The 13,587-nt window shown below is 32.6% G+C and carries 10 protein-coding genes; 1 reads left to right on the forward strand and 9 read right to left on the reverse strand.

Annotated elements, in window-relative coordinates; genetic code table 11:
* Positions 1-55 precede the first annotated feature (55 nt).
* From FF125_RS05830 to gcvP, 6 genes are all read right to left on the reverse strand, one after another.
* Entirely contained in the window at positions 56-418 is a 363-nt protein-coding gene (locus FF125_RS05830) for a bleomycin resistance protein (RefSeq protein ID WP_138948890.1), read from the reverse strand.
* Between the two features lie 227 nt (positions 419-645).
* The gene (locus FF125_RS05835) at positions 646-1,830 is read right to left on the reverse strand and encodes an MFS transporter (protein ID WP_138948891.1); all 1,185 of its coding nucleotides are present in this window, start codon (positions 1,828-1,830) and stop codon (positions 646-648) included.
* Between the two features lie 151 nt (positions 1,831-1,981).
* A complete protein-coding gene (locus FF125_RS05840; protein ID WP_138948892.1) occupies positions 1,982-3,385 on the reverse strand; it encodes a sulfatase family protein in 1,404 nt (467 codons plus the stop codon).
* 212 nt (positions 3,386-3,597) lie between these two features.
* Positions 3,598-4,785 carry a hypothetical protein gene (locus tag FF125_RS05845; RefSeq protein ID WP_138948893.1) on the reverse strand — a complete coding sequence of 396 codons (1,188 nt, stop codon included), beginning with the start codon at positions 4,783-4,785 and terminating at the stop codon, positions 3,598-3,600.
* 294 nt (positions 4,786-5,079) lie between these two features.
* Positions 5,080-6,357, reverse strand: a complete 1,278-nt coding sequence (locus FF125_RS05850; RefSeq protein WP_138948894.1) for an alpha/beta hydrolase family protein — start codon at positions 6,355-6,357, stop codon at positions 5,080-5,082.
* 106 nt (positions 6,358-6,463) lie between these two features.
* Positions 6,464-9,313 carry an aminomethyl-transferring glycine dehydrogenase gene (gene gcvP / locus FF125_RS05855; protein ID WP_138948895.1) on the reverse strand — a complete coding sequence of 950 codons (2,850 nt, stop codon included), beginning with the start codon at positions 9,311-9,313 and terminating at the stop codon, positions 6,464-6,466.
* 128 nt (positions 9,314-9,441) lie between these two features.
* Here gcvP and FF125_RS05860 point away from each other — a divergent pair, with 128 nt between their 5' ends.
* The gene (locus FF125_RS05860) at positions 9,442-10,269 is read left to right on the forward strand and encodes a UbiA prenyltransferase family protein (protein WP_138948896.1); all 828 of its coding nucleotides are present in this window, start codon (positions 9,442-9,444) and stop codon (positions 10,267-10,269) included.
* 3 nt (positions 10,270-10,272) lie between these two features.
* On the opposite strand, the gene FF125_RS05865 is transcribed toward FF125_RS05860, so the two are convergent.
* The 3 genes from FF125_RS05865 to FF125_RS05875 all read right to left on the reverse strand — a co-directional run bounded on the left by FF125_RS05865 (position 10,273) and on the right by FF125_RS05875 (position 13,512).
* Entirely contained in the window at positions 10,273-11,037 is a 765-nt protein-coding gene (locus FF125_RS05865; protein ID WP_138948897.1) for a hypothetical protein, read from the reverse strand.
* A 259-nt stretch (positions 11,038-11,296) separates the two neighbouring features.
* Positions 11,297-12,163, reverse strand: a complete 867-nt coding sequence (gene lipA / locus FF125_RS05870; RefSeq protein ID WP_117885286.1) for a lipoyl synthase — start codon at positions 12,161-12,163, stop codon at positions 11,297-11,299.
* 128 nt (positions 12,164-12,291) lie between these two features.
* Positions 12,292-13,512, reverse strand: a complete 1,221-nt coding sequence (locus FF125_RS05875; RefSeq protein ID WP_138948898.1) for an Nramp family divalent metal transporter — start codon at positions 13,510-13,512, stop codon at positions 12,292-12,294.
* Positions 13,513-13,587: the final 75 nt, after the last annotated feature.

Below are 13,587 nucleotides of genomic sequence, written 5' to 3' on the forward strand. Positions count from 1 at the left end.
GTATTTATAGTATCGATAAAACGAGTAATAAATGACATGTAATTGAAGTCTACTTTTATAATTCTATATTTTGCCCAAAAGTCAATAAATTATTATCAGGGTCAAGCACGGAAAACTCTTTTTGTCCCCAAGGTTTAATTTCTAATGGTCCATTAGGATGGATAGTCGTTTTAGTTGTGATTAATAAGTTGTAGAATTGGTCAATGTCATTTGTTCTAATGTATACTTGACCATAATTTTCTTTAGGGTCTAGTTCTTTAAATAGAAAGAAATGAATTTGGATTTGATCTTTTTTTATCATCAAATACACATCATAGTCGGCAGTTCCAATTTCTTGAAATCCCAAGGTATTGATGTAGAAATCTCGCGTTACATTTTTGTCACGCATCGGTAATTTTGGATTAATATCTGTTAGCATAATTATGTATGAGCTTTATTTAATTAATAATAAAAACAGTTTGTTGTTTAGTTATTCATCGAATTTAACAATTTTATGAAACATAACAATCTGTCTATTTAAATTTGGCAAACGCTTCTAATACAATAACATGTTGTTGTTTGCTTATTGTCTGAATATTCTTTGGTTACTATAAATCTTACATCAATAGTCTACAATACATCAGGCTAAACTATTTTTTAATTAGTTTAAACTTGTTTCAGTTCATTGTTATTATCGTATAATGCTATTAAACCTAAAATAGGTCCTATCGCTAATAAGGTATAAATATACGTTGGATTCATTAGATTTTGTAAAAAATTAAGAAGCTGAATACTAATAATCGTAATGAAAAAACCAATACTATTTACAATGGTAAGAGCGGTGCCTTTTATTTCTGCGGATACATTTTGAGCCACTAGCGTTGAGAAAAGAGGAGAGTCTGCGATTACAACCATTCCCCAAAAAAGAAGGAAAGCAATAAATAAGCTTTCAGACGCTGACATAAAGAATAATGGTGATAACAGACAGCATGCACATGATAAAATTAATGATATAATGGCTACTCGTTTAGTTCCTGCTATACCCACTAGGTATCCACCAACCACACAAGCCAAACCACCTATTCCAATAATTAAAAATGATAATAAAGGGATGTTAAACACAACTTCAGGATGTTGAACGGTATAGGTCTTTAGTATAACCGGTATAAAAGCCCAAAAGGCATACAATTCCCACATATGACCAAAATAGCCAAAGGAAGTAGAACGAAATTTACGATTCCGGAATATATCAAAACATGCGGATAGATCTATTTTATTTGCAGGTTTTCGGTAGGGGCCATCAGGTACCATAATCAACATTAATAATCCACCAATTACGGCAAGAGATGAAGTTAAGATGATCACAGATTTCCAAGCAAATGTACCGGTCATTTCTTTGGCTAAATGAGGGAATGCAGTACCAATTACTAATGCACCCACTAAAAAACTAAGTGATTTTCCTAATCCTTTTTCATAATAGTCCGTAGCTATTTTCATTCCAACTGGGTATATACCGGCTAGAAAAAAACCTGTAATAAAGCGAAGTGAAAGTATACTTGTTAAACTGTTACCATCCCATATTACCCCTACATTAAACAAGGAGCCGAGCAATGCACAGCTGAAAAATACTTTTGAGGGAGAAAAACGATCTGCAATAGTGAAAATGGCAAAGACCAACGTACCTAAAATAAATCCGAATTGTACTGCCGAAGTTAAATGGCCCAAAGCACTAGTTTCAAGATTGAAATTCACTATAAGATCGCTCATTACCCCATTACCAGCAAACCAAAGAGATGTACAGCAGAACTGAGAAATTACAATTATAGGAAGTATGAACTTAGATTGTTTCAAAAATAGTTTTAATCAATGATTGGGCTAATATAAGAAGCTCGCGTAAATATACACCGTGCTCAGATCCACATTTTAGAAATAATCATCGAATATGTTCTACATTCTTAGATTCATTCTAAAGCCATTTTCCGACTTAGGAACAGAAACGTTACTACTTTTTTTCTAATTCTTGATACTTTTTTCTCATCCGTTGAAGTACTTCCGTATAATTAGGATCGTTTTTAAAATTTATAAGTTGATTTGGGTCTTTTTGTAGATCATGCAAATATTCATATTGCGGATTTTGTTCATAATAATTGGCATAAACATATCGCTGTTCATGAATTCCAACATATTTAGGAATCTTTTTATGTTCCATTCTGTGCTCAATTAAAAAACCATCTCTCCAATTGGAAATTTCATCATTATTTAAAATAGGTTGGAGACTTTTTCCTTGATACGATTGAGGTACAGTAACACCAGCTATGTCAAGAATAGTTGCCGTGATGTCAATATTAAGAGCTGTTTTATCTGATGTTTGTCCAACGTTTTCAGAAGGCATTCGAGGATCATAAATGATTAAAGGTACTCTTAGAGATTCATCATAATGAGACCATTTACCGGCAAAACCTCTATTTCCCATATAATATCCATTATCCGAAGAATAAATAATTATAGTATTTTTATCTAAACCTTTTGCTTTTAGTGATGCAATTACCCTTTTCATAACGTTATCATATCCACTAATCATGCGGTAGTAAGCCTTCATGTTTGTTTGGTATTTTTCTTCAGTGTCCCACCTCCAAAAAAAACGTTCTCGGTTTAATGAATTTTTTAAAAAATCGGGATGATTTTCATATATCTCAGGAGCATTCAAAGTTGGTTTCGGAATAACTACATCTTCATACATGTTAGCAACGGACTGAGGATATGGATAATGTCCTTCATTTCCAGGAGTTAAATTGGCATCTACAGCATGTACTGCATTAAAGCTTATGGAAAGACAAAAAGGATGCTCAGAAGTCTGATTATTAATAAATTCAACAGCATCATCTCCTCGAATTTCGGCAGAATGCCGTAAGGTACCATCAGCACGCTTTTCAAAATACGGTGCGTTTTTACGAGAAGGCTTAAAAAAGTCAAACATTTCTGTTATCATGCTATCTTTCATTTCAAGATTTACTCCAAATTTTCCTGTAAAACCAGTAATGTATCCTGATTTTTTAAGTAACAAGGGATAAGAATTAGCGACAAATGCTTCTTTAAGTGGTTTTTTACCAAAAGTATAATTGTGTTTGTATTCATATAATCCGGTGAAAATAGAAGCTCGACTAGCCGCACAAATTGGAGAGGTAACAAATGCATTTGTAAACCGAATTCCATTCTTGGCAAGGTTATCAATTGTTGGTGTTTTTACAATTGGATGACCTGCAATGGAGATAACATCATTACGCTGGTCATCAACAAGGACAAATAAAATATTTGGTCTAGTTTCATCATCCTTAATCTCATTTTTACATTGACTAAATAAGAGAGCTATTACTGAGTAAAAAAATATTTTCAATATGTTTTTCATTTATTTTACTATTTATATTTTATTAGAAGTTACAGTTATCACATAACTACCTTCTTTCAAGGAGAATTGTCCAGTTTGTAATGATCTATTAACAGGCTTTTACTATTGCTTTATTGGGACTAATATATGATGGAAACTATGAAAGTTATTTAGTGAAAAATTAGTCCGTTTTTACTTGTGTTTTACCACAGTATTGTATTTCACGCAGTGTTTTACTCATTTAAATATCTATCCCTGCTTTCGATTAAGTACTCAAAATCTCGATACTTTCTTATTCTTTTTGTGTTCCATTCTTTTAATAATTTATCTCTAAAGCTCTTATCTTTAAGTTTTTCTAACATAGAATTATTCTCAAAATATTCTAATTGAATTTTAAGTCTTCTAAAGAATTCTTTTTCGAAATCTTTAGAAATTAGACCATTGTAATAGTCCATTAATTCGTGCTTTTCTATAGTTTTATAAAACACAAAACCATCAAATACATTTTTGTACTTCATCTCATTTTTGACTTGCTGTAAATCGAAAATATCGTTTCCGAAAATGGAATTATTAAAATCGAAACCAACATCATCAATTTTTAAATATTTGAAAGCAGCATCCCATTTTCCTTCTTGAATGAGTTTGTATGCCCAATCTTTTTGTTTTCTGAAAAAAACGGGACGATTGGAAAATATACTTACGGCTTTGTTTCCAAAATAATCAGATAGATATTTGCCAGAATTTTGTACAATTTCATCGTCTGGTGTAATTGTATTTATTCTAAAAGCGTGTCTGAAATTCAAGATGATTAGTGCTTTAAAATTGTTTTTGGATTTTATTTTTTCGTATTGATTAATGATGTTATAAGCTATTAAACTATCTCTTGGCTCAATTTCGATTTCATATTCTGTAGTATAATCTATAGCTGTTTTTACTTTCCTCCAATCAAATTCAGAATCAGAAGGGTGGAGTGAAATTTGATTTTCTGAATTAATGTTAATATTATAAATAGTTTTTAATAAATAATGATAGTTATATCTTTCCCAAACCGGATAGAAAGAAGCATTTCGTTGAAATTCAGTTAGTTTTTTGTCCACATAAAGACTATTTAATTCTCTTGTTTTTAAAAAATCAGTTATTTCTGGATTCAGATTAATAACTCCAACTTCAGTAAAAATGTTTTTCACATTTTCTTTAAAATATTCGTCTGATAATATTTCTTTTATCAATTCATATTGCGAAATTTCACTATGGTCTCTTTCACAAAGAATTACAATGTCGTGTTCTTGAAACTGTTGCAAGATGTAATCTTTAGCAGACTTCTTTTCTACTTTTTTTAAAAAGTCGACATAAGGTTTAATTTCAGAATTTTGAGAAAATCCAAGAAGTGGTAAAAGAAATATTAAGAACAGTTTTTTCATAATTCCTTATTCGGTTTTGAGACATTGCGTACAACTTAGGAATATATGTACCCTTACATATGTTTATTATATAGATTACCAAATATAATAAATATAGTTATTTTAGTTTATCGTTTATTTAGATCTTAGGTAGTAAAGTGAAAATAAATCAACGTTAATATTAAGGATTCTTAATATATGCTATAGTAATTGATAAATTTAGCTTTACTCTGAACCAACGTTACAGAAGTACACTATTGGTAAATTAAACAGATTTTATGTGTACTGCACCATTGTCCATTATTGTATACTGTTTTAGTTGTTTTCAATTTTATTCAACCATTCGACTATTGAAATCAAATAGTTAGGTGTTAACGTCTGAAAATAGGGGAATTCTTTATCTAAATAAGTCATAGAATGTGTCGTGTTTTCCAAAGTTAAAATTTCATATGCTCTTGATTTTGATTTTTTTAGAGCCTTTTCAATAATTAAGTAGCTATTTTCAGGAATAACTTTATCAGACAATCCTTGAATGACTAATATAGGCTGACTGATTTTTTTGAAGTATGGAAGTCCATTAAAGTTTAATTTGTAATCTTTTTGAATATGTTCTTCAGGAATCCAAACATGTTCGAACCAAAATTGATTTTCATATTTATTTTTAATCGAGTTTAATTTTTTAAAACTCATATTGTTGGCCAAATACTCATATCCCGCTTTTTGAGCTTTAGCAGCTAAATTTATGTTTTCTTGACCAATTTTATCAACATTCATGTTTTTCCAATTATTTAGATCACTCTCTAAGAGTGTCCCACTGGGACAACTTACTGAAATTCCATAGTTGAGCTCTGGAATTTTTGTCAATATATATGGTATTTTGATCCCGCCTTGACTACTACCTTTTATTCCAATTTTTGATAGCGGAAGCATTGCAGTTTTTGCAAAAAAAGAAATAGCATTAATATCGTCTGTGCATAGGTCTTCTATTGTTGCTGATTGCCAATTACCTTCAGATTTTCCTGTACCTCGTTTATCGTAATTAAAAACGGTATAACCAAGACTTGCAAAGTATGAAGCCTCGGCATTAGAACTGCTTCGGTCATTTCCTTGAGAGGATGTTACTAAAAACAAACCCTTTTGAGTCGAATTTTTTGGATTCCATAGTGTTCCGAAAAAATTTAAACCATTGGAAGTAAAGCTAACATCTTGTTTTTCAATCACTTTTATGTCAGTTCTGTTTTCTTCAACTAAATCTGTTTCAAATGTGTTCAATAGTTGCTTGTTTTCATTAGAATAAACCCTTAAATGGCCTTTAAAATTATTGTTTTGTTTAATGTATTTGTATTTGTAAGTATAATAGTCGCTAATTACATAAAACGAAAGAGAGTCTTTTTCGTAACTTGTATTTTGACACGGGATTTCATAAGCATTCATCTCGATACTAGAAAAAAAGGCATTGGTATGGTTATCAATTGTAGTCAGACTTATTTTGAAATTAAAAGATAAATTTCCATAGTCAATAGTACCTAAAAAAGACTGTGCACTTAAGGTTATTGTAAAGAATAACATTACTAAAACTTTGAAACACTTCATCAGTTTTTATTTTTGAAATGGCAAGCAACAATATATACCCACAATTGTGGGTATTTCATTAATAACGACTATTTGGTTTTCATGTAATAAAACAATAAAATAAATCTTAAGCCTCCATATAATCCTCAATAGGGTTACAAGAACATACTAAATTCCGGTCTCCATATGCATCATCAACTCGGCGTACTGGTGGCCAAAATTTGCCATCAGCAATATACGGTAACGGAAAAGCAGCCGTTTGTCGACTATAGCTAAATTGCCAATCATCAGCCGTTAACATAGCTTGTGTATGTGGGGCATTTTTTAATACAGAATCTATACCCTCTTCATAGCTATCAATTTCAGATTTTATTGAAATTAAAGCCTCACAAAAACGATCTAATTCTTTTTTGCTTTCACTTTCAGTAGGTTCGATCATTAAAGTACCTGCAACAGGAAAAGAAAGGGTAGGAGCATGGAAGCCATAATCCATCAATCGCTTCGCAACATCAGTTACCTCTATGCCTTTGGCTTTAAATTCTCTAAAGTCCACAATCATTTCATGAGCAGCAAAACCTTTTTCGCCAGTATATAATATTTTAAAATGTTTTTCTAATTTAGATTTTAAGTAATTGGCGTTTAAAATGGCATATTTAGTGGCTTGTGTTAAACCTTCAGCACCTAACATTTTAATATAACCGTATGAAATTAAATCAACCAGAGCAGAGCCCCATGGAGCAGCAGAAATTCCAGTAATGGCATGTTGACCACCTGTTTTAATAATAGGATTGGTCGGTAAAAATGGAGCTAAATGTTTAGCCACACAAATAGGGCCAACACCAGGTCCACCACCACCATGTGGTATGGCAAATGTTTTGTGTAAGTTTAAGTGACAAACATCTGCACCAACTGTAGCTGGGTTGGTTAAGCCAACTTGAGCATTCATATTGGCTCCGTCCATATATACTTGTCCGCCATTATCATGAATGGTTTTCGTAATATCTTTAATGGCACTTTCAAAAACACCATGTGTTGATGGGTAGGTCACCATTAACGCAGCAAGATTATCTTTATGTAATTCTGCTTTTTCGCGTAAATCGTTAACATCTATATTTCCGTCTTCCGAAGTTTTGGTAACCACAACTTTCATACCGGCCATTACTGCTGAAGCAGGATTTGTTCCATGTGCAGAAGCAGGTATTAAACAAATGTTTCTATGAGATTCACCGCGAGAAGCGTGGTATGCTCTAGTTACCATTAAGCCTGCATATTCACCTTGTGCCCCTGAATTGGGTTGCAACGATGTGGCAGCAAAACCTGTAATAATGTTTAAAGAATGTTCTAAATCTCTCAGCATTTCTTGATATCCTTGTGCTTGATCAATAGGTACAAATGGATGGATGCTATTCCAACTGCTAGAACTCAAAGGAAGCATTTCAGAAGCGGCATTTAATTTCATGGTACAAGAACCTAAAGAAATCATAGAATCTGTTAACGAGATATCTTTTTTCTCTAACCTTTTAATATACCGCATCATTTCAGTCTCTGAATGGTAATTTTCAAAAACTTCAAAGGTCATAAAAGGCGTATTTCTTTGTAAGTCATCAGGTATTGAAGTTATATCTGTGTAGTTCGCACATGCTGCATGCTTTGCATTTTCTGCTTCCGCTAAAATAGAAACAATACTGTCTACATCTGCAATTGTTGTAGTTTCATTTAATGAAATCCCAATAGTTGTATGGTCTAAGTATAAAAAGTTGATTTCTGAAGCCTCGGCAAGCTTTTTAACGGCATTGGCAGCACTTACTTTTATTTTTAAGGTGTCAAAAAATGTTGAGTTCTCTTGTTGTAAACCTAATTTTTTAACTTCTTCATTTAAAATAGTGGTTAAACTGTGCACTTTGTTGGCTATATATTTTAGTCCATCGGCACCGTGGTAAACGGCATACATACCCGCCATAACAGCCAATAATACTTGTGCGGTACAAATATTCGAAGTTGCTTTTTCACGTTTTATGTGTTGCTCTCTGGTTTGTAGTGCCATCCGTAAGGCTCTATTGCCATCGGTATCTATCGTTACACCGATAATTCGTCCAGGGATTGATCTTTTATACGCATCTTTGGTTGCAAAGTAACCAGCATGTGGTCCTCCGTAACCCATCGGAATTCCAAAACGTTGCGAAGTACCTACAGTTATAGATGCTCCCATTTCTCCTGGAGATTTTAATATAGCTAAACTCAATAAATCAGCGGCTACAATAACTTTTATATCCTGATGATTGGCACTTTCAATAAAATCAGTATAATCATAAATTTGACCATTTTTTGTAGGATATTGAACAATAGCACCAAAAACATTCGAAGAAAGTGCAGCACCTTCATGATGCCCATAAATAAGTTCGATACCTAAGGGTTCTGAACGTGTTTTTAATATAGACACCGTTTGAGGTAACACATCATCAGAAACGAAAAATTGTAAGGCATCACTTTTCTTTTGGGCTCTTGAGCGATTGTTGTACAACATAATCATCGCTTCAGCTGCCGCAGTACCTTCATCTAATAATGATGAATTTGCCATATCCATTCCTGTAAGGTCAGCAATAACCGTTTGATAATTTAACAAAGCTTCTAAACGACCTTGAGAAATTTCTGCCTGATAGGGCGTATACGAAGTGTACCAACTTGGATTCTCAAAAATATTTCGTTGAATAACAGCCGGTAAAATGGTTGGGTGATAGCCTAAACCAATATATGATTTAAACTCTTTGTTTTTTTTAGATAATTTTTGAATATAACTGGTAAATTCATACTCGCTCATTGGAGATGGTAAATTCAACGGTTTTTCTAATTTAATATGACTAGGTATGGTATTGTCTATCAATTCATCCAAGCTATGTACACCAATGGTGTTAAGCATTTCTGGAATGTCATTTTCGCGAGGGCCGAGGTGTCTTAGAGTAAAAGAATCCGTTTGCATAAAAATATATTGTTTATATGTGCGTATATATGAATTATTAAGAATCAAAAGTAGCGAAAAAAGAGGTATTTTTGGACATGCAATTATAGAATTTATCAGCAACCATAACATTTTAGATTTTTTACCAAATGCCCTTATTAAAACGCGTTTTTGATTTCTACATTTTTAGTAACATTCACGTGGCATTGGCGGTATTTTGTTTGGTGAAAATCACCTTGCTATCTTATGGAAATTCTAGTTATATAATCCCTCTTTTTTGCTTGTTTTCAACAATAGCATCGTATAATTTAATTCGCATTTTTAGAATAGAAGAAGTGCAACCTTGGTTTTACGAATTTATAAAAAACAATAAATTAATTTTAATTCTATTTACAGTATTTAGTGCTGTAGTTGCTTTTTTATTAATTTTTAAATTTAGATACGCAACATTGTTTTGGTTTATCCCTTTTGGGATTATCACATTATTCTATGTAAATCCATTTCATCTAAAAAAACAAAAAATTTCACTGCGTTATATTGCTTTTGTAAAGTTATTTTTAATAGCAATTTCATGGGCAGCCGTTACGGTTATAATACCGTTGGTACAACATCAAATTCATATAGGTAACACAGAAATTATACTATTTGTACAACGCTTTTTATTTGTGGCGGCAATAACTATCCCTTTTGATATTAGAGATGTCACTTATGATAAAGAAGAGTTGAAAACCTTACCACAGACCATTGGGATACAAAAATCTAAATGGTTAGGGATATTATTTTTAATGCTTTTTTTAGGATTAGAGTTTTTTAAAACGACAGTAGTACCAGAGCAATTAAGAATACATTTCTATATAGCAGTAGTAACCTTACTTTTTTTAGTAAAATCAACCGAAGATCAAAATAAGTATTATAGTGCCTTTTTTGTGGAGAGTTTGCCAATGGTTTGGTTGGGATTGTTCATTTGGTTGCGATAGCCTCTAAAACCCTGTTGTAAATAAATTTCGAGCTCCTTTGATACCACATTTTTGATACTTATGGTAAGCCTGTGCAGCACGTTCGTCAATTTGTTTTCCAGTTTCATTATGTATCCATCCGTCTAAGGCCGCTTTTAAAACATAAGCTTCAGGTGCCATTAAATGCGTAGTCCATAAAATGGGATTTGCTTTTGCAGATTTCAATTCTGATGAAAAATAGTTTTTACTATAACATGCCAATACAATAGCATCTTTTTTAGTGGTTTCCGTTGATTTATATGTTATATTTATATCAAAATCCATTAGGCCATCATGTCCTATATATGACACTAAATCAGCACTACCACCAAAGTCTAATGACATTTTATCATGTGTTATAGTAATAGGTTTTTGTCCGTTAGATGCTTTTAAAAAATCTTCAATGCATGTTTTTATTTTTTCACCATCATAAGCATCAGCAAGCATATAAACATCTATAGATTTATGCTTAAATAAAATGCGTTCTAAAATAATGGGATTATTAGAGGCGAATGTGCTTACCAGATTCCAATCGGATGTTTTGTTTTTGAAGTATGACTTTACGCCATAAGTGGCACCCCAATATAAATTGTTTTTTGTGTCTTGACCATTACCCAAACTTTTTGGAACCGGAACGATACCTTGGTTAATATTATCGCAAAGTGCAACAAAGGTGTGTATGGTTTTGGTTTGCCCAAAAATGTTTATGGATAAAAGAGTGAGTAAAACTAAACTCGAAAGAATTTTCATGGTAAAACTATTTAATTGAATTTCAAAAATAGTGCATCAATTGAGGAGTGAAAAGTATAAATGAGTAAACGCGACCTTTTAATGTATAACCGATTTGTTCCAATAAAAAAGCGTCCCACTCCTGGGACGCTCTAAATTTAACTAACTCAAATAATTTATACAATGAAAGCAAACTACTTTGCTTACACATCTATAACGGCAAGTTCCATGCCAAAATTGTATGAGTTGAGTAATTGAAAAGTTAAAAAGTGTTAAAATTTTATAAAATGTGTTTTTGTGCCTTGTAAGAAGAGCGTACCAAAGCACCACTTTCTACATGTCTAAAGCCTAGTTTTAATCCAAACTCTTCGTATTTTTTAAATTGCTCAGGCGTAATAAATTCTTTTACAGGTAAGTGCATTTTACTAGGTTGTAAATACTGACCGATAGTAACTACATCAACATTCACATTTTTAAGATCTGTCATGGTTTGCATAACTTCGTCTTCTTTTTCACCCAAGCCTAACATAATTCCAGATTTTGTTCTTTTGATACCACTATCTTTTAGATATTTTAATACCGCCAAACTCCGATCATATTTTGCCTGAATTCGAACTTCTCTTGTCAAACGTCTTACAGTTTCTACGTTGTGTGATACTACCTCAGGTGATACAGCTATAATTCTGTCTAAATTTTTATGTATAAGTTGAAAATCAGGAATTAAAGTTTCTAATGTAGTTTCCGGATTTGCCCTACGTATAGCATTGACTGTTTCTTCCCAAATTATAGAACCACCATCTTTTAAATCATCTCTATCAACAGAAGTAATTACGGCATGTTTTATTTGCATTAATTTAATTGAACGAGCTACTTTTTCAGGTTCTTCCCAATCTACAGTATCAGGTCTGCCTGTTTTTACACCACAGAATCCACAAGAACGCGTACAAACGTTACCTAAAATCATGAACGTAGCAGTGCCCTCTCCCCAACATTCACCCATGTTGGGACAGCTACCGCTGGTACAAATTGTGTGTAAATCGTATTTTTCAACCAAACTTCTTAATTCAGTATATTTTTTACCTGTTGGTAGTTTTACACGTAACCATTTTGGTTTTTTTACGGGAAGTATTACAGATTCTTCTGACATATTCTCTTGTTCAATTTTTATGGAATGCAAAGTTACGAATTCAATTTTAAACTTAAGGATATTTGGAATATTCTGTAAAGGGCATGTTAATCCATTTTTCCATACAACCGTTGGCATTTAAATTGGGGTTATAGATTAAAAAGATACCACACACTAAATCCGATAAGGAATACAATACCCAAATAGCTTACTATTTTCATTCCGATTGACGGATGCCATTCTTTTGGAGTATGCTTACCCGAAATCAACATAAAATTAGCAATAGCATAAAATGGAGCCGTTAAAAAAGATAGGATGGTTGCAATTTTAACTAAGGTTATCATATTGGAAATAAAATAGAATAAGATAATCATGGTACCTGCTGAAAGTATGATAATCCAGAAATTATAAGTTAGCTTCGTTTTTTTATTAAATAATAATACTGATGATCTTTCCATAGCACGAGGCGAAGCATCTAGCGTTGTTAGTGTTGTGCTCAACATTGTAGTAAAGGCGGCAATACCAATAAAGATAGCTGTATGTGAACCTAAAGTTTCTGTATATAGACCAATTATTTGTTGTGCGAAAACACCTGCACTACTGCTAAATTCACTACCAGATTGGTACATAAGCAAAGCTCCCAAACCTAAAAAACAAAAAGCTAAAATTGTTGTACCTATATAACCAATGTTAAAGTCGAATATGGATTGCTTCGTGTTATATGTATTGTTTCCATCCTTTTGCTTTTCCAATGCCCATAGGGAGTGCCAAGTGGAAATATCTAGCGGAGCAGGCATCCATCCTAAAAAAGTAATTAGAAAACCAATTTCTAATGCTCCTTCAGGGATGATTTGAGTAAAACTAACAGTCTTGTTGGTGTTAAAAATGGCAACCCCAAACGCTATTAAGGTACTTACGGTGAGTATAACAATAATAACCTTAATTAAGTTATCAAGTAGTTTGTATTTACCAATTAACAATGTGGTTAAACAAATCAGCGTTATGATTATACTCCATAGGGTAACATCTGGGGTAATGCCAAATAGATTTGCAGCTAACCCTGCAGTTACTATCGTAACGGCAGCTTGTATGGTAAACATTGTTGTTAGTGTAAGAATATAATATACAATCAAAACACCTTTGCCAAGTCTCTTATAGCCATCAATTAAACTTTCTCCAGTTGCAGTCGCATAACGTGGCCCATATTGAAAAAAAGGATATTTAAAAAGGTTAACTAAAAGTATTGCCCATATAAGTCCAAATCCGAAATCGGCTCCAGCTCGTGTTGATTGCACTAAATGAGAAACGCCTATTGCGGCACCGGCAAATAGCAAACCAGGGCCTAGTTTTTTTAGCCAACTTTTATTCATGGTTTAAAAATAGTCTCAAGGGGTTGATATTTTGCCAATTCTTTTTTTGATTGCTTGTGCCAACCGCACGAAACA

Origin of the sequence: Aureibaculum algae (assembly GCF_006065315.1) — a bacterium.
Taxonomy (GTDB): domain Bacteria; phylum Bacteroidota; class Bacteroidia; order Flavobacteriales; family Flavobacteriaceae; genus Aureibaculum; species Aureibaculum algae.